Here is a 25,881-nt window from a genome sequence, read left to right as displayed (position 1 = left end):
GCCCTCATGCAGGAGGTTCACATGGATGACCGAACCATGCGGCTTGCGCTGGAGCGTCACTGGACTGCGTCGGATGCCGGTGATTTCGATGCCGAACATGACATCTATCGCGAGGATGCCGTGCTGGATTATCCGCAGTCGGGCGAGCGGATCCGCGGCCGGCACAACATCAGGGAGAGCCGGTTCGTCCAGCCGAACAGGAAACGCTTTGCGGTCCGGCGAATCGTTGGAAGCGGCGAGCTCTGGGTAACCGAATTCACGCTCAGCTATGATGACAAACCGTCCTACGCCGTGAGCATCATGGAATTCCGCGACGGACTGGTGGCGCACGAAACGCAATATTTCACTGAGTGATTTGAGCCCGCCCCCTCGCGTGCGCATCTCGTCGAGCGCATCTCTATCCCGGAAGACGTCGTGATTTGCCAAGCTTATCACGCGTAGTCCGGATGGAGCGAAAGCGCAGTCCGGACTGCGGCATTATAGGATCTGCCCGGTCGTCGCGGCATTCTTGTCGGTCAGAATGCTGACGCTGATCAGGAGAACCCAGACCGGGAACACCACGATGCTCCAGTCGAAATAGTAACTGCCGATCAGAAGGATTGCTGCGATCACGTATCCACCAAGCGCCAGCCAGCGCGGCGTGAGGCCGGTATAGACGCCGATCGTGGACGTCGTGATCATGAAAACGGATGCGGTCTTCACCACGTAGATGTTGATCATTCCGTAGGCCAGCGCACGCCCGAAATGGAACGTGGCCGAATCGACCGGGACCTCCGGAGAGGCGTGAAACGCCAGTATGATCGCCCCGACGACGGCCGCCGCCGCAAACAGCATCGCCAGGAGCAACAGACCGCTGCCAAGGAATACGGTTGCAAAGAACTGGTCCTCGCGCTGCCCAAGCTTGTCGCGGAGCGCGCCGACGAACCAGAGAAAGGCGATTCCTGCAAAGGGCACGAGATTCAACGCGATCACAACGTTGGTCGCTCCGGTGTGCAGCCAGGCCCCCGTTTCCAGAGGATCTCGCGGCACCGAATGCCGCATCAGCAGAAACACTGCAAAGAGCAGGATCGAGAACACGACCCCGGCGATGGCGGCGGCTCTCGGGGTTCGCAGATGGGCGTGCATCACGCTCGGCCGGTCAGCGGCGTCGTGCATGGCAGGACTCCCTCAGATGGACAGGAGGAAGATGAGGCGAGATCTCGGTGGCACCGCACTTGTTTCGAGGAAACGTCACGCAAGAACCGACGCAACCTTGATCCGGCCTGCCCTCCTCGACTTGGCAAACAACTCGAAGTCGCGTTCGGTCTGCCCGGCATAGCTGATCGCAAATTTGCCGATCGCATCATCAAGGGCGTCGCTCTTGCCGCAATAACCTGCGATCGTCGCGGCATCGCCCGACTTGGCGTGCGCCAGTGCCAGAGCCCAGCCGCACATGCCGCAGTAGTCGGGCAAGGACTCGAGATCCTCGAGTGCGGCTCCGCCCTTCAGTTCCGAAAGCTGCCGAACGTAGAAATCCCGTCCATCGGCCCGTCCCCAGCCGAGGAAAATGTCGGGCGATCCCTGCGTCAGTCGCTGGCCGACCACCACCCTGCGCCCCTGTTGATCGAAAGGCAGCTTGATCCCGACATGGGACGCAAGCACGGAGCGTTGTGCTTCCTTGATCTGGAGAAAGAGCGGGTCGTTCTCGTCGACGCCTTGGAGCAGAAGCACCCAGCACCGTGTACCAACGCTTCCGATCCCGACCACCTTGCGCGCAAAATCCACAAGTTGGTAGCGCGACAGCAGCAGCTTTCGATCGTAAGTCATGGAATCGATGTAGGCTTGCAGGAGACGGTCCAAAAACACGCGGGCCGACGTGCCGGATGCGCTCCGTGTCGTGTGCTCGATCAGCGGAATGTGCTCGATGAAGCGGTGCTTGCCATTCACTTGCTCGGTCAGTTTTTCTAGCGGACGGATGTGCCGCACCTTGTCGATGATTTCTATGGCTATACGGCGCATCCTGGGCGGCAGGCTGTCAAGAATGGCGCGCTCGTCGATGTGATCGTACCAGACTTCCAGATAGCCCATTTCGGCGTAGCGAAGGATGCGCTCACGATAGATGGCGACACATTCGCGGGCCGCCTGTTCGCATTTGACCCTGTCGCCGCCGAGGCATTGCGCCGCCACCGCCGCGCTCGCCGCCAGCCGCTTGAGGTCCCATTCCCACGGAGCCACATAGACTTCGTCGTAGTCGTTGATCGCAAAGATGAGATTGCGTTCGGCCGACGCATAGACACCGAAGTTCTTGACGTGTGCGTCACCGCAGCCAACCACGGCGGTGCCCGAGATCGGCAAGGCCGCCAGATCGCTCGCCATGATGGCCGCAGCTCCGCGAAAGAAGGCAAAGGGATTTTCGAGCATGCGACCATATTTGATCGGCAGGAGCTCCTTTACCCGGCCGGCGTCCTGCTGCACCAGAATGTCGATGGGATCGGCGCGCCGCGCCGGTGGCTCGAACGTTGCCTGCGTCGAGCGGGGAACCTGTTTTCGCAGCACCTTGCCCGCCGCCAGGCGCTCGCTGACGGACGGCCGCTTCAACAGGAAGCTGTCGATCAGGGCTCGATCGCCATGCGCCTCGATCATTCGGTAGAATGTGGACGGAGGCTGCAGATCGGAGACTCTCATGACTTGCTCCCGAAGCTCCCACCGCCGCACGGGAAATCGCTGGCGCTCTGATGCCAGGCCCGCACTCCGTCCGTAATCCGCTCATAGAATCCATCCGGCCCAATGGCCGCTTCTATGCCGGCGCGCCGCATGTCCTCGCGAATGGGATCACGAACGCGAACGAATGCCACGCCGATCCCCTTCTTCTGCAGCTCCCGGATCAGCCGCAGCAATTCGTCACCTCCTGTGATGTCCATGAAGTCCACCGAGGCGAAATCGAACAGCACGCGTTTTACCGGCGGCGGCGCCGCGATCGAGGCGCGCAGTCCGGCTCCAATGTGACCGACGCTCGCGAAGAAAAGATCGCCGCCGACGCGCCAGATCAGGAGCCCGGGAAATATGATTGCTTCGGGATGAAGCCTCACATCACGGTAGGCTTCAGTGCCCGGCAACTGTCCCAGCGCAGCGCCCTTGGGACGGCTGGCCAGATATATCAACCTCAGGAGCGATAGCACGACTCCGATCGCGATGCCCTGCAACACGCCCAGCGTCAGTTCGCCCGTGATGACGATGAGTGCGACGGCAAACGACCAGCGGCTGCGGACCAACACGTCATGCAGGTAGGCCGGCTTCGTGAGGTGCAGCATCGCCGCAATGACAATGGCTGCGAGCGCCGGCTCGGGCATGTTTCGGAACAGGGGTGTCAGCAGAATCAGAGTCAGGAAACAGAGCACCGCTGCGATCAGGTTGGCGATCTGGCTGCGCGCGCCGGCCGCCATGGCCACGGACGTCTTCGAAAGGCTACCGACGACGAGAAATCCTCCGAACAGACCGGTCAGAATGTTTGCGGGCCCATGAGCGATCAACTCCTGGTTCGGATCGATATCGTTTCCATCCTGCAGTGCCGCCGCTTTCGCCGCGCCTAATGCCTCGGCATAGCCGACCAGGACGATCGCAAGCGCGCCCGGTGCAAGCTCGCGCAGGACCGAGCGGTCCAGGTTTGGCATTGTGAGCCCTGGCAGACCGGAGGGAATATGTCCGGCGACGTGTACGCCAATGGCCTCTCCTCCGAGGAGCCCGACCAGGATCGTCGCAACGGACATGACGACGAGTGCCGCCGGAATGCTCGGCACCCAATGACGCAGCAACAACATTGCCGCGAGGCACGACAGTCCGATCAAGGCCGGCGCGAGCGAAACTTCCGCGAGATGCTGCAGGACGTGCCAAAGCTTTTCGAAGAAATTGCCGGAGGCGCCGCTAATCCCGAGCAGATGAGGGACCTGGCCGATGATGGTCACATAGACCAGCCCCTCGATGAAGCCACGCATCACTGGCGTGGGGATAAAGCTCGCGACCCATCCCATGCGCGCGATGCCGAAGAACAGGAAGAGGACCCCGATCATGACGGCCAGCGTGGATGTGAGGGAATTGAACTCGGTCGTGCCATGCGCCGCAACGGCGCCGACCGTCAATGCAGAGATCAGGCCGGTCGCAGTATCCGGTCCGACAACGAGTTGGCGCGACGTGCCGAACAACGCATAGGCGAACAATGCCGGTACGATCGTATAGAGGCCCATGATCGGCGGCACGCCGACGATTCCGGCGTAAGCCATTCCTTCGGGCACCATCACTGCCCAGAGCGCAATACCGGCAAGCGCGTCAGGCACCAGCCATTCACGCCGATAGCCCGGTATCCAATCGAGCGCGGGAAGTAGCCTGTGAGGCACCGAGACGAGGCCGGAAATCGCCATGATCCAACTGTCCGCGGACGGAAGCAGGTCATTGCATGTGGTTCTCAGCCCAAACCATTGATCAAGATCAACGCCGCCGTGGCCCTTCCGGTGGCCGGAGCCAGGATCGATGACAGTTGGCGTGCTTGGTCAGGGGAGAGATGATGGGCTTCGCTTCGCTCAACCCATCCTGTGGTCCGTAAATATCGAGAAGCGTGCAGGCCCGCATAGAGCGCAGCGAAATCCGGGCTACGGGACTGCTCTCGACCTAGCGGAAATAATCCAGCACGAGGGCGAGGTCGGAGCCGCCGGCGGCGGTGCCGTTGAGCTCTGCATCGATCACCCGGCGGCAGGCCGCTATGGCGGCGTGATCGCCGAGATCGTTGGCGGCCTCGAGCACGAGCCAGGCTGCGTCGACCGAGGCCTTGTCCGGTTTCGCGCCGCCGACGTCGGCATTGAGCGGCTTGTTGAGGTTCTTGTTAGGATTCTTGCGGGCTGCGGTGCCGAATTGAGGCAACATGGCAAATTACTCCCCTGCCAATTCCCTGCTCAGTGCATCTGAAGCTCGGGCTGACGGCCCGCGGCCGGATCAGCCGTCGTGCTGTTCTTGCGCGACTGATAGAATTTCAGAATGCTGCGCGACGTCTCGATATTGAGGCGACCGAAGTCGCGCTCATTGTCCTTGAGATCTCGCGCCGTGATCAGATGGTCCTTGGCGCCGAGGAACAGCAGCGACATGGTGGTGTCCCACGAGAAATTCAGCGCCTTGCACAGCACCAGCAGCATCTCGCGATTGCGGTCCATCAGCGCCCGTTCGATCACGTCGACCGGCAGCGCCGACAGCAGCGACAGGCCGATCTGCACCTCGTCGAAACGGTGCTGGCGCGCATAGTTCGAGATCGAATCCTGGTTGAGATTGCCCTGGCGGTACTGCGTCGTCACCACGCGCTTGGCGACGAAATAGGTCCGTGACGAAGGTCCGAACTTCGACTGCAGGTCGCCGGTGACGTCGGTCACCGAGCTCTGGATCTGCGACATCATCTCCGGGCGCTCGGTCTCGAGCCGGCGGCGGACGTCCTCCGACGCTTTTGCGATGAGCTGCTGGAAGATGTGCCGCGGCACGTCCTTGCGCAGGCCAAGCTGCTCGGCGAGGATCGAATCGCCATCGGCGCGCCTCACCATGTGCAGCAGGCTGGAGCCGGAAAAGCGCGCACCCTCGTTCCTGGCGACCGAGGTCACCACCTCCTGGTTGCCGCGCTTGACCAGCACGTCGGTGACGGCCTCGCCGATCGACTTGCGCTGCGAGATCGCGAGCAGATGGTTCTGTCCCTTGGTCAGTGCATTTTCGATCAGCATCTTCTCGTCGAGCCGGTTGGACTCGCGCAGCACGGGGCCGGCGACCGCGATTTCGTCGTCGAAGGCGAGCTGATGCAGCACGTTGAGCGGGGCGTGATCGCAGGCAACCATCAGATCGGAGAGCTGGGCCCGCGCCGCCACTTCGATCTCGTCGGCGAGCTTTCCGATCACCTCGCCGAACATGCTGATCTCGTCGGCGCTGTAGCGGCCGGTGATCAACAGGTCGGTCGCATGCCACAACGCACGTGCACGGCTTTCGTCGGTGCCGCGCGCGATCGCGTCATCCAGATCCTGCAGAAGCGATTTCGCTTCATTCATGGCGAATGTCCCCAGTTCTTGGCGGGCCGTCCTGTCCGCTTGGCAGGATGCCGAATTCCTCTGGGAACCACGCTAGCCATCAAACGCGAGAATTCGGTAAAATCGGCAAAGCAGTTTTTCCGAGCAAAATTCGCTAAAATTTTTGCGAATGGTTTTACGCCAGCGCAACGCCCGGGGCTGGCGGATCAAGGTCAATCGCAACAAGCGCGCGGCGCGTTGCTGTCCCGCAAGTGGAGAAGGGACAGACAGCGGAGGACGCCGGTCTTTACGGATTGGACTGCGGCACCAGGACCAGCGGCGGTTTCGGCTTGGGCCTCGGCGGTGGAGGACCAGGTGCCGGCCTGACCTCGATCGGCGGCGGAAGCGGCGCCACCTGCTGGCTCGCGAGCGGCGCGCTTGAAACCGAAGGACTTGAGACTGAGGGGCTTGGCGCAGCCGGTGCTGCCAGCGGCGGCCGCGGTGTAGGCGCCTTGGGCTCGCCTTTGGATTTGGGCTGGGCGCGGCGAGGATCGCGGCCGGGCAGCGGCACATCAGTTGGCGCTGGCAGCTCGGGCGCGGCGTCGGGTGACACGAGTCGCGGCATTGCCGCGGTCGCCGGCGGCGGCTCGCCGCGCTCGATCGCGTCGAGCCGCCGCGTCTCGCGGTCGATCGTCCGCACCGCCAGCCACGAGGACAACGGCGTGAGATCGACGGTACGGTTGAGCTTGTCCGGCGGGCCCGCCGCAAAGAGCTGGATCTCCGGAGGCGCGCCGGAGAGGCCGGTCATGATCGGCGTGAGGCTGGCGCGGATGTCGGCCTGGTCGGCGGGAATGTCGTAGCCGCCGGAGACGATGGCGCGGGCGTTCTTGGCTTCCAGCGTGGTCGCGCCGACGCGCAGGCGCCCGTCGCGGATCGTGAAGGGGATCTGCGCCGAGCCGATCGCCAGCGGACCTGCCGACAGCGCCGGCTCGACAAGCTGCCTGAGCCTTGCGTCGTCAGCGACCTGGCCGCCATCGCTGGCCCGGATCGCGAGCTCGAAGGCGCGCGGATCGAGCCCGGCGAGCTCGGCCGACTCCAACGTCACGGTGCCGTTGCCGGCGAGCGCGCCGGTCAGTGCCGCAATGCTGCGGCCCTGGGCCGACAGCGCCGCCTGCACCGAGGCGCGGCCCTTGGGGACGGCGAGATTGCGATAACGCAGCACTGTCGCATCGACATTGGCAAGCTGGATGCGCGCGTTCAACGACAGACCGTTGGGACTATCGCGTGCATCGATGCTGGCGGTCATCTCGCCACCGCCGATGCCGCCCTTCAGTGAATCAAGTGCCAGCGACTGACCGTCATTGCGGATCGTGCCGCTGATAGGCCGCACCTCGATGCCGCCGGGCAATCCGCCACGCAGCGCCTGGAAGGTAATGCGGCCGCGCCAGCCGTTGACAAGCCCTGCCGCAAGCGGCTGGTCTGCATCGCGCCCGGTCGCGCCGATAGCCACCGCCAGCGCCGGCACGAGATCGAGCGTATCGAGGCCGACCTCGCCGTCGATGCTCTTCTCGGGATCCAGCGTCATCGCTAGACGCCCGCGCAGGTGCGATCCCGCGGCGCTGCTGTCGAGATCATCGAAGGTCAGCTTGTTGCCTGACAGGCTCAGGCGCGAGGACAGGTTGACGTTTTGTGCCGATTTCTCGCCCGCAGCGACCCCGAACAGCGGCGCGAGGTTGGCATTGCGCACGCGCAAATTCACGCTGGCCTTCGGATCGGCGGAGGACAATTCGAAGCTGCCCTGCGCGTCCGCATCCAGTCCGCCGCCCGCGATTTTCGCATTGAGCTGAAGCGGCCGACCCCAGACGCCGCTCACCTTGCTTTCCGCCTGCGAAGCCCCCTCGCCTGCCGCGACCACGCGGTCGAGACCGAACAGCGCCAACAGCGAGCTCGCCTGCGGCGCGGCGAGCTTCGAATCCAGCGTGAAGTCGCTGTTGCGCAGCTTGTCGAGATCGAGGCCGTTGATCGCCGCTGCCGGTGCCTGCGCCGACAGCGTCGCCGTTCCCTTCAACTGCGGCGCATCGAGATCGAGCGCGGCACGCGCATTGGTGCGGTCGGCCTGCTCGGCGTTCTTGTCCAGGCTCAGATCGAGCTTCAGCCGCGCCGGCCCCGGCGGCGCCTCGAGGCGATCGAAGCGCGCAGCGAGCACCGGCGCGATCGGGTTGATCAGGGCCGTGAGCTGAGACAGGGAATTGGCCGCCGACTTCAGCGTCAGCTTGCCGGTCGCGTGCGCGCGATCAAAGCTGCCGCTTGCCTCCGTCGTCACCCCGCTCGCCTGGCCGAACTGCAATTGCTCCAGCGCCAGTGAGGTCGGGCTATAGCCGAATTTGGCGGCGAACGGCCGCAGCTCCTGCCCAGCCGAGATCGCGCGGCCGACATCGAGCGACAGCCTTGCCTCGTCCGGCCATTCGCCTTGCGGCCCGGCAAGGCCGCGCACGAAGCTTGCGGCAGCGTCGAGATCGAGCCGGTCGGCCTTCAGCTCGGCGTCAAGCCGCGAGCCCTTGTTGGCGGCGGTCTGCACGAAGGCGATATGACCTTCGACCGCGCCGCCCTCGATCTCGGCCTTCAGCTTGTCGATCGCGAGATGGTTGGCGGCGACCGTCACGTCGCCGTTCAGGCGCAACGGTTTGGTGCTGCGGCGATTGATCTCGCTGCGGCCCTGAAGCCAGGCCACCAGCGTATCGGGATCGGACGATTCGATGCTGAGCCGTCCGCTGAAGCTGTCGAAGCCGGGGCTGGCGCCGTTGAGCGCGACCTGCGTCATTCCCGGCGCGCGCAGATCGAGCCGCTGGAAGGTCCAGGACCTGCCGTCGGTCTGCAACTCCGCGGCGATGTTTTGCAGCGGCCGGCCGCCGAGCATGATCTGCTCTGAGCTGAACGAGATCTGCGCCGGGATCGGCGCCTGCGGAATGGCGGCGAGCCCTGCGCGCAGCGCCGGCAGGATGCGCAGCGGCTCGGTATTGTCCTTGGCCGTGAGCTTGTCGGCATCGAGCTGCCGCGCCGCCAAATTCGCGCGCAACAACGGCGCGTCGCCGAATTTGAGGTCGCCGACGCCGGCGACCTTGAGCGCGGTGTCTTCAGGTCCAAAGCTCGCCTCGATCTGGTCGAACTTCGCAAGCGACGGATCCGCCTTGAGCTTCGTGGTGAGCTTCCAAGGCGTCGGCGCGGGTGCTCCCTGCTTGTCCTTTGACGTCTCCTTGGGCGGAGGCACGGCGAGCGTGAGCGCTCCGTCGAATTTCGGCAGCCGGCCGTCAAAAGCGAGCACGCCTTCGAGATCGGCCAGGATCGCGCGCTCGCCAGGATCGATATTGATGTGGAGACGGGTGGCGGTGCCGTCGGGGCTCGGGCCGGAGGAGACGCGGAACGGATAGCGCGTGCCGAAGACGGTGACGTTGCCGTCGCCCCGCACCGAGCCCGCAAGCGAGCGGACGTCGCCGGCGAACGCGATGTCGCTGAGCTCCAGCGTCGAGCGGCTGGCGGCATCGTGGAGAGCAATGCGGCCGGTGAGGTTAAGCCGCTCGATCGCGAGCGAGGCGAGGTTGAAGGTGCCGCTCGCCGTGGACGGCAGGTCGACCCGGCCCTTGGCGTCGAGGCCGAGATCGGCCGCCATGCCGTTGACGGTCAGCTCGGTGGCGCGCCATTCGCCGCGCATCAGCGAAGAGAGGCTGAACTCGACGTCGAGCTTGTCGGCGCGGAGCTTGCCGAGGTCGTTGTTGCCGCCGAAGGTAACAGAGCGCAGCCGCAGCGTCGGCGCCGGCAACAGCCGCGCGTCGAGCTGGCCGGCAACCCGCACCGGGACACCGATGATCCGGCTCGCCTCCGCCTCGAACTGGGGCCGGAACTGGTTCCAGTCGATGAAGTAAGGCCCGATCAGCGCAGCCAGCAGCGCAATGATGAAGGCAATCGCTAATCCGAGCAGCGTCGTCTGCACGGGTCTCCCCTCGGCCAAACCGGCACCCGGGCCAAACCCAAGCCTACGTCTAAGCCAAATCGAAGCCTAAGCCGCGCCGGAACAGCCCCTTATATAGGGGCAAGTGTGGCGATGTCACAGCGACTGTTGCGCGCGGAGGTTAACGCTACCAGCTCGCCGGCAGCCGCTTCAGGCCGCGCAGCACGAAGGTCGGCCGCCATTCGGGGTTCTCGACGTCGTCGATCCGCAAGCCCGGCAGCCGCCTGAGCAGGGTGTTGATGGCAATCTCGGCCTCGATGCGCGCCAATTGGGCGCCCAGGCAGAAATGGATCCCGCCGCCGAACGACACCGGCCTCACGTTCTCTCTGACGATGTCGAGGCGGTCGGGCCTATCAGGGTAGACCGCCGGATCGCGGTTGGCCGAGCCCAGCAGGCACAGCACGGTCTCGCCCTTGGGGATCCGCTTGCCGCCGAGGTCGGCGATATCCTCCAGGGCGACGCGCCCGGTCATCTGCACCGAGGAATCGTAGCGCAAGAACTCCTCGATCGCGTTGGTGATCAGCTCCGGCCGGGCCTTGAGCAGGGCGAGCTGGTCCGGATTGCGGTGCAGGGCCAGGAGGCCGTTGCCGATGAGATTGACGGTGGTCTCGTGGCCGGCCACGAACAGCAACATGATGTTCGCGGTCAATTCCTCGTTGGTGAGCTTGTTGCCGTCTTCCTCGGCCAGCACCAGCTGGGTCGTGAGGTCGTCTGCCGGATTGCGGCGGCGCAGTTCGAACAATTGCTGGAAATACATCTGCGCCATCAGGTTGCGTGCGTTGCCCTGCTTGATCTCGTCCGGCGTCAAGGGGACGGGGTCCAGGATTCGCACGCCATCGCTCGAGCCCTTGTGGAACCCCTCGCGGTGCTCTTCCGGGATGCCAAGCATGTCGCAGATGATCGTGACCGGCAGACGGAAGGCGAAATCCCCGATCAGATCCATCTGACCGCGATCGATCATCGCATCGAGCGTCTGATCGACGATTTCCTGGATTCGCGGCCGCATGTCCTCCACACGCCGCGCGGTGAAGGCCTTGACGACGAGGCCGCGCAACCGGGTGTGATCCGGCGGATCGGCCTGGAGCATCGTGTGGCCCAAATTCCGGAAGACCGGCTCCTCCATAATGTTCGGACCGTAGCGGCGCTTCGAGCGCTCGGCGTAATCCTTGCCGAAGCGCTTGTCCCGCAGCACGAGGCTCACCTCGGCATGACGGCTGGCGACGAACGAGCCGAACGGGGTCAGATGCATCGGATCGACGGAGCGCAGCCGCTCGTAATGGGGATAGGGATCCCTGATGAAGTCGGGGGCCAGCGGATTGAACAGCGGATCGCTCGCCGCCGGCTGCGCATGCTCGTTCATGGTGACCTCAAACCGTTCGCCGCATGACATCGAACACGCCGCGGGGCCGGAAAACGTGCGGCGTGGCCATCCAAAATCTGAAACTCAATACATTATTGTATCGAGTTGCATTCTTAACTAAAATGCAGCGGTGTCAAGAGTGAGAACCAGACCGACCCGCGACGACACCCGCGACAAGCTGTTCGAGGCGGCCGCGCGCGTGTTCGAGGACCAGGGCATCGGCGGCGCCAGCATCGAGGCGATCGCGGCTGCCGCCGGTTTCACACGCGGCGCGTTCTATTCCAATTTCAAGAGCAAGGACGAGCTGATCATCGCCATGATCGAGGATCACGTCGAGCAGTCGATCCGGCGCAACCTCGACCTGCTCGCGCAGCACAAGAACCTTGATGATTTCATCGCCGCGTTGAAGGCGATGGATCGGGCCCGGCAGGACCCGCTCGCTCGCTCCCCGCTCCTGCATATCGAGATGATCCTCTTCGTCGCGCGCGCCGAGAAACGCCGGCCGGAGCTCGCCAAGCGCCTGCGCGCGCGGCGCAAGCTGATCGCCGACATCGTCGAGGCCACGCTGAACAGCAACGGCCGGAACGACACGCTGAACCCGCCCTGGATGGCCTCTGTCGTGCTCGCGCTGGAAGATGGCTTTCGACTGCACCGGCTGATCGATCCGGAGACGACACCGGCCGACAGCTTTTTGCGCGCGATCACGGATCTGCGGCGCAGGACGGGGTTGACGTCGGACTGACAGAATTGCTCGGACTTGTCGATTATAGCCCGAGAACCGACCTGACCGATCCAGACCGTTCGCTCGCTTGAACGCGCACGCACTGCAACGTCGAACTCGCCCGGCATCTCGCATGTTCGTCAGGCGGTGTGGGTACATGTCGGTCTTGGCCAATTGCCGACATCGATGACCTGAACCATAATTGCATCATCTGGAATTCAATGACGCAGCGAGATGCAATGCAGCGTGCCGTCTTCTTCGATCTGGACGACACGCTCCATGATCGTACAGCCAGTGTTGAAGTCTTCATCCATTCCCAGGCACGGCGAGTCCTGGCTATGCGGGAAGCCGACGCCTGCCGGTTCACAGAACGTTTCATTCAACTCGAAGAGCGGGGGAGAGTCTGGAAGGATCAGGTCTACCAGGCCTTGAGCCAGGAGTTTCCGCAAGCACGTCACGCCTGCGACGACCTTCTCAACGACTATTTGCTCTCATTTCCGAAAGAGTGTCGCCTGCGGCAGGGAGCGGCTAACCTCTTGCGCGATCTTAGGCATAACGCCTTCAAACTCGGCATTGTCACCAACGGCCGCTCAGACATGCAGCTCGCTGTTGTCAACGCGCTGGAACTGGAGGATCTCGTTGATACGGTCGTTGTTTCCGAACGGGTTGGGTTACGGAAGCCAGATCCAAGGATATTCCGCCATGCACTGACGCAAGTTGGTGTTGAAGCACAGTTTGCGGTATTTGTGGGGGATGACCTACGAGCAGATGTACGCGGCGCATTAGCCGCCGGATTTCGGCACGCCTACTGGTTCGATACGGATATGATTGCCCCGATCGACCTCCCTCCCGCTACAACGAGAGTCCGCACTTTCTTCGAACTGGCAGAGAAGCTGTTATGCGTCTGATTTCTGCTGTGTCGCGCGTGAGCAGAAGTGACCGGGCCACGCACTCATAAATCTTCGCCGATGCCCGGTTCGCCCCGGCACTGACGCCTGTGTGCAACCGCAATATCGCGATGGGCCAGAAGCCGACTTATCCGTCAGAGCCATGGCGGTGCCCGTTAGTTGCCTTCAGCCAGTTGCTCATGGAAGAACCGCGCAACGCTCTCATTAAATTCGCGATGAAACGCCCACCTATCGAATTCCGCGGGTTTGTCGGTGCAGATGCGAGGCAGCGCGGCTTTGAGTTGCGGCGAGCACGGCGCCAGGAAAGCAAAGTGGCTGGCAAGCACGCTGTGAACCTCCGGCTTTCCCGGTAGCGCACGGGCGACCCGCGCCGTGCCCTCCGGATCGATAACCCCGATTCCCACCTCCGCTCGCCAGAACTGCACCGGAATCCTGATCGCAGCCAGATTGGATCGCGTGAAGAAACCGGGTATCGGATCGGCAATCACAGCGGCGCGAATGCGCGCATCCTGCACCAAGGCGGGAATGTCGCCGCTTCTAAGTTGCTCGCAAAATTTCGACGCATCCGTGCAACCGCGCGCATAACGGCCGAAGTCCGGTGCGGCGCCGATCAGTGCCAGCCCAGTGTAGCCTCCCTTTGAGAATCCAAACAGTCCGATTTTTGCGGGATCGACGACGGCCCTATCTTTCCAGTCTTGAAGGATGAAATCGAGCAGGCGGACCATGTCCGTCGGACGCAACACGAAGGATGACAGATCGTCTTTTTTGGCGGAATCGTTCGCGTTGTCGCCCGGATGATTGATTGCCGCGACGACGAATCCGGCATCCGCTAGCGCAGCTGCCGTGTCATGGTGCCCGCCGAACCATCCGACATAACCGTGGGATACGATGATCAGCGGCAGCTTTGCCCCAGTGACGGGGCAATCCTTCACACCGATGAGACCATAGTCGACGCCCACCCCCAGATCATCAAGCTCCACATTTTTCGGTTTGGCCTCGCATGGATACCAGATCGCGCCCGTCAAGTTAGGACCATGGTTGAAAAGCTGGATACCGGCGGCGTCGGCGGGACATGCCAAGCAAGAAAGCACAACAATTAAAGACCAAAATGCTTTGCGCAAGTAAGTCTCCCAAGCGTTGAAAGTGGGAGCAAGCGAAGAAACGCCGGCCAAATTATGTCCGCAGGCAAGTGCGGGCCGGCGTCGGGTTTACTCCCGATAGCCGACATGACAACGGCTTGAACGCTGTTCGGCTTGGGGTACTCCCTGATTCATGCGGCGCAGGGAATCTTACTAGATCACTTCGACGTCGCTGCCATGGATTCCGGTCAAACGTAGCGGTCGATGGCCGCGAGGAAAGTCACAGCGGACCTGCGCGGCCATTCGAGCTTCTTTGCACCAGGGCTCCGAGTACAGGATTGCTTATGGGCCAGGCACCATCATGGTGGGCTTTTCCAGCAGCGAAAAGTCGTAGCCCTCGCAGCTGACATTCGGGTTCGTGGGCGCAAACATGCCGAGCGGGTTATCCTTGAACAGCCAGGCATGCAGATCATAATGCACGAACTCCTTTGGAATGAGTGGTTCGTGTCCCTCCATTGGACCCATGAAGGGTTGATCAAAGAGAGAGGGGCGCTGCTTGGTATCTGCCGTTAGAGGCACCAGCCATTCAACAGCCACGAGCTTCAATTCATTGCCCACCGGTTCGTAGATCAATATGTTGGGTTTCATCGGATCGGGAGCGCCCCGCACCGTGAGATTGGCAAAGTGCACTCCCATCGCGCCTTTGCCATACTCCATGTGGTGCGGCATTTTCTCGCCCGAGTAATGCACGCAGGCTACCGTCGACAAGTAGTTGTCGCGCACTGCTACCTTGTAGTCTTGATATTTCTCCAGCGATTTGCGCAACATGTCGAGCTGAGCCTTGTAAGGCTCTTCGGCTGCAACTGGTCTGAGTGCTGCACCGATAAAAGCAAGCCCCAGCGCAGCGACGAACGTCCAATGGACAGATTTGCACATGCTCCCTCCTTTGGAGTGTGAGGTACCACCGCGCCATTTCTGGCTGCCATGGCCGCATTCTCTAAAGATCGGAATCAACGCCTCGCCGACAGCGCCGGTAGCTGCCGCAATTCCATCGATTGCAGGCGACGAGCAGGACCGGTCAATCGCCGCCTGCGTGATGGCTGTGTGTATTGCGGTTAGGTGCCACGACGTACGCATGTCTGCCTCGCGTCCGGTCGTGTTGGCGTTGGTTCAAACTAGCACCTCGCGATGGTGCGGCCAGTGGGGTAACCCATAATAGTCATGAAGTTGGCGCTAACGACTTTCCGGCGCACAGAGATACCCCTGCGCGGCCAGCACCTTGCGTTGCGCCTCGGTCTCGACGCCTTCCGCAACCATGGCGGCATGTGACTAGTCGGAGCCTTCGTCAGGAATGTTCAATACCGTGCCACACGCCTTGCAATGCACGGCATCGATATCATGGCGCTGCAGGCCGCAGACCGGACACGGAAACCGCACCTTGGCCGGCGCCAACAGGGCTTTGGCGAGATTCAGGAAAAGCGTCACGCCGAAGATCATTATGACAACGGTTATCAGGCGACCAATCGTTCCCGGCAGGGTGATGTCGCCGAAGCCGGTCGTGGTCAGCGCCGTGACCGTGAAGTAGAGCGCATCGGCGTAATTGGCGATCTGTTTGTTGTGAGATTTCTGAGTCTCGTAGACGACTCCCGTCATCACGAAAATGAACACGGCGAGCTTTGCCACGGCAAAGACAACTTCCTCATTTTGCCGAAAGAAGGAGCTGTCGGTGCGAAGCCGCGCCACCATCCGAACGTCGCGGAGCAAGCGCAATGTTCGAAGCGTGCGCAGGAAGCCGCCGGCTTCTCCGGCAAGCGGCGCAAGAAATGAAATGATCACGACGATATCCGTCCATGTCGACAGACGGACGAGCTCCTGCAGCGGATGTCGACTGATGATCAAGCGCGCCGAGAAATCCGCAAGGATCAGGGCACCGAACACCAGGTCGAGCGATTCAATGGCCCGGCTGCGAGGCAGGAACGATGTCACGATGATAAACAAGACCGTGACGATGTCGAGCACGAGCAAGGCGTACCTGAACCGCACGCCGACGGAAGATTCTCCCTCATATAGTTGCCGAATCCCGGTCTTCAGTAGCTCAAATGGGCTCGCGACAGAGTCGAGCAACCCATCTTTATCCGGGGTGTGAGGAAGCGCCATGGCCGATCAGATCAAACAGCTCGACGCTTCCCGGCAAAGACTCCGCATATCACCAGCAGGATGACCGCTCCGACAACGGGTTCATTGCTTGCGGGCATAGTGATCTTCGCAACGACGCCCGCCAGACATACAACAACGACGGTCCATACGATGCTCATCCTGCTGTTTCCCTATGCGGTGATCAGGCGTCCCGAGGAGGCAAACGACCGTCCGGCGTATATTTATCGACGGCTGTTGGCAGTTCCCGCGAAAGTCGGGCAAGAAGCTCTTCCTGCGACAATCCGGTCTGCTTTACCAGCGTCGCCAAGACATCCTGACCTATCGCTTGCTTGAGCTCAGGAGGCGCTATTTCCTTGTTGGGGCCAGGACCCACCCATGACTCGGCAGCGTCGCCCTGCCCGTTTTTCGTGAATTGATCGAACAACTCGTTGAGACCGCCACCAAGAAGGCTTCCGGCGCCTCCACCGCCCAGCAGACCGCCGAAGACACTCGACAGATCGCCTTGCGCCTGCGGCTGTCCGCCGCCGGGCTTGGACGAGGCGCCCGTCGCGTTGTTGAACATTTCCATCAGCTTGTCCCGGTTCTGATATCCCGCAAGGGCAAGCATTCCAAGGAGCGCAGTCATCGATGGCATGCCACGGCTCATTTCACCCTCCTTGTGATCGACAGTTTTAGCTCATGGATTCCCCAATCCGCGCATCTGAAATCGCCACGGGATTGATCCGGTCGACCGTAGTGGGCCTTTGACAGGCGCGGTCTTGATCTGAATCAATGAAGCGATGTTCTTCGGGCTGTCGCCGTTGCCTGCCCGTTCGGGTCAAAAACGGCAAGCTCAATCGGAGCGGCTACTTTCTGCTTGGCCGTCAAATGGTGACATTGCCTTGATGAGCACACGGCCCAGGCATTATTGCCGTCAGGCCGTACGCTTGACCAGCGTCGCATCGGCGTGCGCGGGGTCGAGATGCTCGCGCATTGCCCTCGCCTGCTCGGCGCCGTGCTCGATCAGCCAGCGCTCGAATGCGACGGGCGTCAACGCCGGTGCGTAGAGGAAGCCCTGCACGACGTCGCAGCCGAGCTCGGCCAGCACCTTGCGCTGCGCTTCGGTCTCGACGCCTTCGGCAACCACGGTCATGCCGAGGCCCTGACCGACACGCACGACCGCTGTCGCGATGGCGAGCGCACCGGCATCAGCTTCGATGTCGCGCATAAAACTGCGGTCGATTTTCAGCTCACGGATCGGCAGATGCGCGAGCCGGCTCAGGCTGGAATAGCCCGTGCCGAAATCGTCCAGGGACAGCCCGACGCCGAGCGCGCGGATCGCCTTCATGGTCTCGAGCGCAACCGCCCGCTCCTGCATGAACGCGCCCTCGGTGATCTCGAGCATCAAAACGTTTGGCGGCAGATCGTGCGCGGCAAGGACGTTCGCCACATGCTTTGCCAGCAGGACATTGCGGAAGTTGATCGGCGAGAGGTTGACCGACACGCTGGGGATGTCGAGCCCGGCGCGGCGCCAGCTCGCCATCTGGCGGCAGGCCTCGCGGATCGACCACAGGCCGATCTGCTCGATCAAGCCGCATTCCTCTGCGAGCGGAATGAACTTGGCAGGCGAAACGTCGCCGAGATCGGTGTCATGCCAGCGCGCCAGTGCCTCGACACCATGGATGGCACCGTCGGCGGTGCGGATCTGCGGCTGGTAGCGCAGGCTGAGCTTGTCCTCGGCGATGGCGCGGCGCAGCGCCGCGGTGAGGACGAGCCGCTGCTCGGCGAGCCCGTTCATGTCGGCGCTGAAGAAGCGATGGGTGGAGCGTCCGGCCTGCTTGGCCTTGTACATCGCCGCATCGGCCTGCTGCATCAGCGTATCGATGTCGGTGGCGTGATCGGGATAGAGGCTGATGCCGATGCTCGCGGACATCTGCATCTGCTGCGCGCCGATCCGCAGCGGCTCGGCCAGCGCCTCGGTGATCCGCATCGCAGCGCGCGCTGCGTCCTCGGCATCGCGGTTCGGCAGCAGGATGACGAATTCGTCGCCACCGAGCCGGCCGAGCATGTCGCCGGGCTCGATCTGCGCGCGCAGGCGATGCGCCAGCTCGACCAGCAGCTCGTCGCCCGCGGCGTGGCCGAGCGTGTCGTTGACGTCCTTGAAATGGTCGAGATCGAGAAACGCCAGCGCGACGTGGCTGCCGGGCCGGCAATCGTCGATCGCGGCCGTGATCAGGTGGCGCAGCTGCACGCGGTTCGGCAGGCCCGTGAGGATGTCGTGATAGGCAAGCCGCGCGATCTCCGCGCGGGCCTCTTTCCGTTCGATAGCGAGCGCGCCGAGATTGACGCAGGCATCGACGATGCGCCGGTGCCAGCGGCTCGGTGCGCGCGGCTCCCTGTAGTAGAAAGCGAAGGTGGCGATGACCCGCCCGTCCTTGGACTTGACCGGCGTCGACCAGCAGGCGCGCAAGCCGATCGACAGCGGCATCGCCTTGTAGGCCTGCCAGCGCGGATCCTTGTCGATATCAACCGTGAGCACCGGCTTGCCATAATAGGCCGCCGTCCCGCAGGAGCCGACCTCGGGCCCGATCGCGACGCCGTCGAGCGCCCGCGAATAGCCCTCGGGAAGGCTGGGACCGCCGAGCGGATGCACGAAGCCGGCGGCATCGACATGAAGCAGCGAGCAGACGACATCGGGCGCGATCTCCTCGACACGCCGGCACAGCTGGTCGGCGATCTCCGTGATCGGCAGCTCATCTGCCAGCGCGCAGGTGATCAATTGCTGGAGCGATCGCAACTGCTTGGTTTCGGTGATGTCGTCGAGCAGGGCGAAGATATGCTTGACCCGGCCCTTGCGATCGCGGAAGGCGTCGATCCTGGCAGCAACCCAGATCTCCTCGCCATCCCTGCTGTAGAGCATTACCTCGGCTTCACCGCCGCGGCCACCCGCCATCAGCCGCTTGCCGAGCCTTGCAAGCGCCCTGCGGTTGGTGTGGTGACCGGCCAGCAGGTCGCTCACGCGCTGCCCCTCGGCCTCATCGCAGCCATAGCCGAATACGTTGGCGAAGGCCGCGTTGGTGTAGCGGATCTTCAGCTCGGGATCGGTGACGATCACCGCGCGATTGGTCTGGTCGGACACCGCGTTGAGCAATCCGATCCGCACGCGGCGTTCGGCCTCCTCGGTGACGTCGCGAACGAAGACGGCGTGATGGGTTGTGCCGTCGGCAATGATGGTCGAAAGCGATATCGCCGCCCTGAGCCGGGAGCCGTCGCACCGCACGAGACTGATCTCGTCACGGACATCGACAACGGAGTCGGCCTGCAGGCACTTGAGCGCGAGAATGCCGGCGTCGCGTCCGAGCGCGGCCGCGCGCGGGAGCTTCCAGAGCCGCTCCGCGGCGGTGTTGAAATGCGTGATCCTGCGGTCGGCATCGACGATGACAACGCCGTCCTCGGCCAGCTCCAGTGCAGCCAGCAGGACTTCCGGAGTTCCGATCACAGGACAATCGTCAGCGGACATCGTTGGACCCAGGCGCGTCGCAACCTGGTGCGACAAGGGCGGCAAGCCTAGCGGTCCGATGGTGTCCAAGACGTTGGCTCAACCTGGCGTCGGCCTGCCAAGATGAGACATGATTAAGATTCCGCGAAGAAGAGCCGCGGAATTGCCAGGCAAAGCGAACCTATCCGCCGCCGGTTCCGGCCTGGAGCTTATGCAGCCGGCCGGCGACCGCCCTCACCTTGCGAGGTGCGGCCTGCCAGATCGAGAGCGCCGACAATCCGCTGACGACCATCGCGATGGCAAAGGCGAGCGTGTAGCTGCCGCCGAGATCGTAGAGAACGCCGGTAAGCCAGGGACCGGCCGCACCGCCCGCCAACGCCATCAACATGATGGCGCCGAAGATGCTGCCCTGGTGCCGGCCTTGAAAGATCTCGAACACAACTGCGCCCATGATCGAGGTCAACCCATAGCCGAGCGCGCCTTGCGCGAACACCATGAGATAGACGAGCCAGAGCGACGGCTCGTACCTGAGCGCGATCAGTGCCGCAAAGCAGATCGCAAAGCCCGCGCAGCTTGCCGCCCAGACCCATTCCCGTCCAATCCGGTCCGAGACATGACCGAGCAGGATCTGGCCGGGAATGCCGAGCAGGCTGACCATTCCGAGCGCCCACACCGCGACGCTGGGGCTGAAGCCGATGTCGAGCAGGTATTTGGTCTGGTGCACCTGCACCGCATACCAGATGTACAGGCCGCAGAAATAGCCGAGAGCGATCCACCAGAACCGCGCCGTGCGCAGTGCACTCTTCAGCGTCCATTCGGTGCCGGCCCAGACGGGATCGACGATGTTGGAAATTGGTTTTGCCGCGTTCGCCGACGGCGCTGCGTCACCGTCGGGCTGGAGGCCGAGATCCTCGGGCCGCTTGCGCAGCAGCAGATTAATCGGCGCCAGCGCGATCAGCAGCAGAAGTCCCATCGCGGTGCAGGCGGTGCGCCAGCCATTGTGCTCGATCATGTGCTGCACCCAGGGCAGCAGCGTCACCGAACCGATGCCGACGCCGGCAAAGGCAATCCCGATGGCAAAACCGCGCTTGCGGATGAACCAGTTCGGCAGGAACAGCGACTGGCCGGAATAGCCCAGACAAACGCTGCCGGCACCGACCATGACGCCCATGGTGACATAGAGATGCCAGGGCTGGCTCGTCAGCGGCGCGAGCAGCAGTCCGCCGCCCATCAGCGCGACGCCGACCTCCATCACCGCACGAGGGCCTGCGCGATCCATCAGACGGCCGATCAGCGGACTGACCACGCCCGAGATCACGAAGCCGAACGAGAAGGCGCCCGCGGTGACGCCGCGTTCCCAGCCGAACTCGGAGATGATCGACGGAAAGAACAGCGAGAAGGCGGTGCGCGCGTTGACCCCGATAGCCATGGTGACGAAGGTCACCGCGACCACGACCCAGCCATAGAAGAACGGAAGCCGCATTTGTGTTGGTTTCATCCCTGGACGATCTTTCCGATCATCGGGGGATGTCCGGGTCAAGCGCTTTTCGCGCATGCCCGGGCCACGCTTGCGTGCTGCGCAGCGATAGGCCTCAGATGCTCAGGTGTTTGGGTGAAACCAACCAAATATCGCCGTGACCGCACATGCAAGCAAGCCGACTGTCCGCAGGCCCATTTCCAGCCAGTACTGGACCGGAGCGGTATCTCTGTGAACAACCTGCGCCGACAAGCCTGCAAGACTGTCGACAATCCAGTCCAGAATACCAGTACTATGCCGGTAAGCCGTGATCTTTCTCTCGACAAGACCAGACCGCACCGTGCGGAAGCAATCGACGCAAAGATAGATTGCGACGATGCGGGCGACGATTTCATAAAGAAAGAACTGCATACGAACATTCGTTCATCAAGTAACCGGCTGTCGACCAGGCGTGTTACGCGTCAATCGGCTGCGCTGAGAACCGGGTGCGGTCATGAGCGCTACCTGGTCTTGGTGTGGCCGGATTTGGTGTTGGTTCAAATGCGGGAATGATGGGGTGTCGGTCACGCCTGGTCCAGGTGTGAGCGTTATCGCCACGACTGATCGTAGGATTTCCGCTTGGGCGTAAGCACACGCCCCGGCTCAACTGCTCTTTATGGACGACGCGTCCAGCGCTCGGCATTGACGGCGCCCGGCGGCACCTCACCCTTGATGATCGCCTCGACCTGGCGCACGGTCTCCAGCGACTGATACTCGATCGCCTGCGGCGTCAGGCCGCCGACATGCGGCGTGGCGATGACGTTTGGCAGCCGCGCCAACTCCGGCGTCGGCATCTGGTCCGGCGCGCGGCCGACATCCATCGCGGCACCGGCGATGCGCCCCTCGCGCAGTGCGGCCGCAAGCGCCGCCTCATCGACGAGATTGCCCCGCGAAAGGTTGATGAAGACGGCGTGCTGCTGCATGCGCGCCAGCGCTGCCGCGCCGATCAGATTTTCCGTCTGCTCGTTGGCAATGGCGAGGCAGACGACATAGTCGGATGCCGCCAGGAGTTCGTCGAGCGGGACGCGCCTGATCGTGCTATCACTGATCGTCACGAAAGGATCGGCAACGAGCACCTCCATGCGCAGCACCTTTGCGACCTCGGCAAGATAGCGACCGATGCTGCCAAAGCCGATGATGCCGAGCTTGCTTCCGGCGAGTTGACGCCCCATCCGCGCCTCTACCTTGCGGGCAGCCTGATAATCGGCCGTGGCTCGCGACACGCCGCGCGACAGATCAACCATGAAGCCGAGCGCGAGCTCGGCCACCGCCTGCACGAAGCCGGGACCGGCGCGCGTCACCAGCACGCCGGCTTTCGAAGCTGCCTCGACATTGACGTTGCGGATGTCGACGGCGCAGCGGACGAAGGCGGAGAGATGCGGCAATTGCGCAAAGATCTCGCCGCGGCCTTCGGTCATGCGGTCGGCGACGATGATGTCGGCGTTTCCAGCGGCGCGGACGAGGCTGGCGGCATCGAGCGGTTCGTCGCCCTCATGCAGGATCACCTCGGCCAGCGCCTGCAAGCCTTTCAGGCTGCGCTCGCCGTAATAATTCCTGCGCATCTCCGGCGTGTGGGCCAGCAAAACCTTCACGATAGACAACTCCCTCTAATAGCCGAATGCGCGCGGCAATGCGGTCGAGATCGACGGCACGAAGGCGATCACGAGCAGGCAGAGCATCAATAGCCCCAAATAACCCATGATCGGCTTCACCGTCCGCTCGATCGGCACATTGCCGATCAGGCAGGCGCCGTAAAGACCGAGACCGAGCGGCGGCGCGAACAGGCCGATCCCCATCGCGATCACCAGCACGACGCCGAAATGCAGGGGATCGATGCCGAGTTGCACGGCGACAGGAAGCAGCAGCGGCCCGAAGATGATCAGTGCGGCCGCGCCCTCCAGCACCGAGCCCATCACGATCAGGACGAGGATCGCGAGCAGCATGAACAGCCAGATGCCCGAGGTCTTGGACAGGCCCAGCATGAACTCGCCGACCGCGTGCGGGACCTGCTGCAAGGTCAGCGTGAACGCCAGCGACTGCGCCGCTGCGACGATGAAGAGCACGAGCCCGGCGCGCGTCGCCGCTTGCACGAAGCTATGCGCGGCGGCTTTCAGCGTCAGCTCCCGGAACACGAGGCTGCCGACCAGGATGGCATAGGCCGCGGCGAAGGCGGATATCTCGGTCGCTGTCGCAAAACCGGTCTTGAATCCGGTGAAGATCATGAAGATCAGGCCGAAGGATGCGATCGCACCGCTCCAGAGACCGGAGACCGGAACCTGCGGCTCGGCGTCCTCGGTCGTCACCGGCGGCTTGCCGAAGATGATGGACACGGCGATCAGCACCAGCGCCATGAGGGCCGCCGGCAGCAGGCCGGCCATGAACAGGCCGCCGATCGAGAGGTTCGCAACGAAGCCGAGGATGATCAGGTTGATGCAGGGCGGAATGGTCTCCGCCATCACGGCAGAGGCCGCGAGGAGCGCCACGGCGCTGCCCGGATTCTGCCGCGAGCGGCGCGCCGCCGGGATGAGCACGGAGCCGACGGCGGCGACATCGGCCATCTTCGAGCCGGAGATGCCGGAGAACAGCACCATCGAAGTGACCATCACGACGTTGAGGCCGCCGCGCATGCGGCCGACCGCGCGCTGTAACAGCTCAATCAGACGCACCGACATGCCGTTGGCTTCCATGAGGTAGCCGACCAGGATGAAGAAGGGGATCGCGAGCAGCACGAAATTGTCGATGCCGCGCGCCATTTGCTGCGCGAAGATGACGCCGGGCAGCGTGCCCTCCACCCAGATGAAGATCAGCGCCGCCAGCGCCAGCGCAAAGCCGATCGGCAGGCCGCCGAACAGCGTGACGAAGAAGCCGATCAGCATCAGCGTGCCCGACGACGGCACCGACGCGGGCAGCAGCGCGTCCCAGGCGAGATAGAGACCGGTCACCACGACGATCGCAGCGAGGCCCTTGGCGATGTCGGGAAGCGGCCTTGCGCAGAGCTGATCGATCGCGAACACCGTCATGAACAGCGCGCCGACCCCCATCGGATAGAACGTCAGCTCCAGCGGCAGCCCCGAACCGGTGGTCTGGCCCGCTGTCAGCGTGCCCAGCTTGATCGCGTTGAACGCGACGTAGGCCGAGATCAGCACGATCAGCAACGCGCTGGCGGCATCGACCAGTGCCCGCAGCCTCGGACCCAGCATGTCGCGGAAAAACGACACGCCGACATTCTCGCCCCGCGCAAGCGCGCTCGCCGCGCCGAAGAAGGCCGATCCGACCATCAGCCCGCGCGCGACGTCGTCAGACCATTCGACCGGCGCGTTGAAGAGGAAGCGCAGCAGTACCGAGACGCAGACCACAACGAGGTCGGCGGCCAAAAGGACGGCCGCGATCGCGTCACTCACGCGCAGCAAAAGGGCAATGCTCCCGCGGCGGCCGCCTGAGAGGGACGCGGCGGCTGTCATCGTCATCTCAGGCCTGGGTCGCGCGGATCATATCGATGACGGGTTTTGACTCCGGCCGCGCCTTGATGAAATTCTCCGTCTGCGGCGCAACGCGCTTCCTGAAGGCATCCCGGTCGCATTCGGCCACCGTCACGCCCTTCTCGGTCAGCGCCGCCAGCGCCTCCTTCTCAACCGCAAGACCGTGCGCGCGCGTGTCGGCCGCCGCCTTCTTCGCAGCATCGAGAAAGCCGTCGCGCAGCTTCGGATCCATGCGGTTGTAGGTCATGTCGCTGAAGTAGATCGCGAGCGGCGAGAAATTGTGCTGCGTCAGCGCATAGAACTTGGCCGTTTCGAAGAACTTGCTGGCGAGGATGGTCGGCGGGTCGTGTTCGAGTCCGTCGAGCACGCCGGCCTGCAACGCGGTGTAGATTTCGCCAAACGCCAGCGGCGTCGCCGCTGCTCCCATCAGCCGCAGGCATTCCGTGATCACGGGATTTGGCAGCGTCCTGATCTTCAGACCCGCGAGATCCTCGGGCGTCTTCACCGGCTTCTTTGCCAGCACGCTGCGCGAGCCGAAATTGTACGCCCAGGCGATGATGCGGATGTTGGCGCCCTTGAGCAGCGCATCCTCGATCGGCTTGGCGGCGCCGGCGTCGAATGCCTTGGTCTGCTGCGGGAAGCTTGCAAAGAGATAGCCGAGGTCGAAGGTGCCGACGAGCGGCACCAGATTGGCCGAGATCGACGAGCCCGACACCATGAGATCGATGACGCCGAGCTTCACCGAATTGATGACGTCGATTTCCTGGCCGAGCTGATTGTCGGGGAAGAACGCGACCTCGACCTGCTCACCGAGCCCGTTGGCCTTCAGGCTCTTGACCAGATTGTCGTAGTAGACGCGGCCGTTGGCAAACTTGGGATCGTTCGGCAGCGACGAGGAGCATTTCAGCTTCAGTGTCGCGGCTTCGGCGCGGCCGATGATGGCGGGAGAGACTACGAGGCCGGCGGTTATCGCCGTCGAGGATTTGATGAACGCGCGACGGCTCACTGGCACGATTGGCATTGTGCTCTCTCCCCAAGCGTTTTTTTATTTGTGCCGCAGTCGTTGCCGCAGCCGTTTGATCGACTGTAGGGCCAAAGCGACAAGACAGGCAAGGCGGTGCTCGGTCAGGCAAAGTGCCAATTGATCCAATTCAAGTATGGATCGATGCCGA

General features: G+C 63.1%; 20 protein-coding genes. 3 read left to right on the top strand and 17 right to left on the bottom strand.

Features of this window, described 5'->3' with window-relative positions:
• The first annotated feature begins 21 nt into the window (after positions 1–21).
• Positions 22–354, top strand: a complete 333-nt coding sequence (locus ACV1FX_RS16040) for a nuclear transport factor 2 family protein (protein ID WP_473118521.1) — start codon at positions 22–24, stop codon at positions 352–354.
• Between the two features lie 123 nt (positions 355–477).
• Here ACV1FX_RS16040 and ACV1FX_RS16035 read toward each other — a convergent pair whose 3' ends face one another.
• The 7 genes from ACV1FX_RS16035 to ACV1FX_RS16005 form a co-directional block, all read right to left on the bottom strand.
• A complete protein-coding gene (locus ACV1FX_RS16035; RefSeq protein ID WP_473118520.1) occupies positions 478–1,155 on the bottom strand; it encodes a hypothetical protein in 678 nt (225 codons plus the stop codon).
• A gap of 75 nt (positions 1,156–1,230) precedes the next feature.
• The gene (locus tag ACV1FX_RS16030; RefSeq protein ID WP_473118519.1) at positions 1,231–2,664 is read right to left on the bottom strand and encodes a DUF2252 domain-containing protein; all 1,434 of its coding nucleotides are present in this window, start codon (positions 2,662–2,664) and stop codon (positions 1,231–1,233) included.
• Complete coding sequence (locus tag ACV1FX_RS16025; protein ID WP_473118518.1) at positions 2,661–4,394, bottom strand: SulP family inorganic anion transporter; 1,734 nt, start codon at positions 4,392–4,394, stop codon at positions 2,661–2,663. Before ACV1FX_RS16025 ends, ACV1FX_RS16030 begins: the two co-directional genes overlap by 4 nt.
• 247 nt (positions 4,395–4,641) lie before the next feature.
• A complete protein-coding gene (locus tag ACV1FX_RS16020) occupies positions 4,642–4,893 on the bottom strand; it encodes a hypothetical protein (RefSeq protein WP_473118517.1) in 252 nt (83 codons plus the stop codon).
• A 29-nt stretch (positions 4,894–4,922) separates the two neighbouring features.
• Positions 4,923–6,047: a DUF2336 domain-containing protein gene (locus tag ACV1FX_RS16015; RefSeq protein WP_473118516.1), complete on the bottom strand. Its 1,125-nt coding sequence runs from the start codon at positions 6,045–6,047 to the stop codon at positions 4,923–4,925.
• Positions 6,048–6,312: 265 nt separating this feature from the next.
• On the bottom strand, positions 6,313–9,993 hold the full coding sequence (locus ACV1FX_RS16010) for an AsmA family protein (RefSeq protein WP_473118515.1): 3,681 nt from the start codon (positions 9,991–9,993) through the stop codon (positions 6,313–6,315).
• A gap of 145 nt (positions 9,994–10,138) precedes the next feature.
• On the bottom strand, positions 10,139–11,371 hold the full coding sequence (locus ACV1FX_RS16005) for a cytochrome P450 (RefSeq protein ID WP_473118514.1): 1,233 nt from the start codon (positions 11,369–11,371) through the stop codon (positions 10,139–10,141).
• 130 nt (positions 11,372–11,501) lie between these two features.
• Between ACV1FX_RS16005 and ACV1FX_RS16000 the strand changes: the two genes are divergently transcribed.
• Together ACV1FX_RS16000 and ACV1FX_RS15995 are read left to right on the top strand one after the other, a co-directional pair.
• Positions 11,502–12,113, top strand: coding sequence for a TetR/AcrR family transcriptional regulator (locus ACV1FX_RS16000; protein ID WP_473118513.1), 612 nt, complete (start codon positions 11,502–11,504; stop codon positions 12,111–12,113).
• A 218-nt stretch (positions 12,114–12,331) separates the two neighbouring features.
• Positions 12,332–13,000: an HAD family hydrolase gene (locus tag ACV1FX_RS15995; RefSeq protein WP_473118512.1), complete on the top strand. Its 669-nt coding sequence runs from the start codon at positions 12,332–12,334 to the stop codon at positions 12,998–13,000.
• 155 nt (positions 13,001–13,155) lie between these two features.
• Here ACV1FX_RS15995 and ACV1FX_RS15990 read toward each other — a convergent pair whose 3' ends face one another.
• From ACV1FX_RS15990 to ACV1FX_RS15945, 10 genes are all read right to left on the bottom strand, one after another.
• The gene (locus tag ACV1FX_RS15990) at positions 13,156–14,121 is read right to left on the bottom strand and encodes an alpha/beta hydrolase family protein (protein ID WP_473118511.1); all 966 of its coding nucleotides are present in this window, start codon (positions 14,119–14,121) and stop codon (positions 13,156–13,158) included.
• A gap of 300 nt (positions 14,122–14,421) precedes the next feature.
• Positions 14,422–15,015 (bottom strand): hypothetical protein, encoded by a 594-nt coding sequence (locus ACV1FX_RS15985; RefSeq protein WP_473118676.1) that lies wholly within the window; start codon positions 15,013–15,015, stop codon positions 14,422–14,424.
• A 393-nt stretch (positions 15,016–15,408) separates the two neighbouring features.
• A complete protein-coding gene (locus ACV1FX_RS15980) occupies positions 15,409–16,236 on the bottom strand; it encodes a potassium channel family protein (RefSeq protein WP_473118510.1) in 828 nt (275 codons plus the stop codon).
• A 181-nt stretch (positions 16,237–16,417) separates the two neighbouring features.
• Positions 16,418–16,882 carry a YidB family protein gene (locus ACV1FX_RS15975; protein ID WP_473118509.1) on the bottom strand — a complete coding sequence of 155 codons (465 nt, stop codon included), beginning with the start codon at positions 16,880–16,882 and terminating at the stop codon, positions 16,418–16,420.
• A gap of 267 nt (positions 16,883–17,149) precedes the next feature.
• The gene (locus ACV1FX_RS15970) at positions 17,150–19,735 is read right to left on the bottom strand and encodes an EAL domain-containing protein (protein ID WP_473118508.1); all 2,586 of its coding nucleotides are present in this window, start codon (positions 19,733–19,735) and stop codon (positions 17,150–17,152) included.
• A 160-nt stretch (positions 19,736–19,895) separates the two neighbouring features.
• A complete protein-coding gene (locus ACV1FX_RS15965; RefSeq protein ID WP_473118675.1) occupies positions 19,896–21,197 on the bottom strand; it encodes an MFS transporter in 1,302 nt (433 codons plus the stop codon).
• Positions 21,198–21,314: 117 nt separating this feature from the next.
• The gene (locus ACV1FX_RS15960; RefSeq protein WP_473118507.1) at positions 21,315–21,602 is read right to left on the bottom strand and encodes a hypothetical protein; all 288 of its coding nucleotides are present in this window, start codon (positions 21,600–21,602) and stop codon (positions 21,315–21,317) included.
• Positions 21,603–21,844: 242 nt separating this feature from the next.
• Entirely contained in the window at positions 21,845–22,822 is a 978-nt protein-coding gene (locus ACV1FX_RS15955) for a hydroxyacid dehydrogenase (protein ID WP_473118506.1), read from the bottom strand.
• 15 nt (positions 22,823–22,837) lie between these two features.
• A complete protein-coding gene (locus tag ACV1FX_RS15950) occupies positions 22,838–24,691 on the bottom strand; it encodes a TRAP transporter large permease (protein ID WP_473118505.1) in 1,854 nt (617 codons plus the stop codon).
• A 7-nt stretch (positions 24,692–24,698) separates the two neighbouring features.
• Entirely contained in the window at positions 24,699–25,730 is a 1,032-nt protein-coding gene (locus tag ACV1FX_RS15945; protein WP_473118504.1) for a TRAP transporter substrate-binding protein, read from the bottom strand.
• Positions 25,731–25,881 lie beyond the last annotated feature (151 nt).

The sequence above is a fragment of the Bradyrhizobium ingae genome, assembly GCF_055791185.1.
The sequence above is the reverse complement of the archived record's forward strand: the minus strand, read 5'-3'. Positions and strand labels throughout refer to the sequence as shown.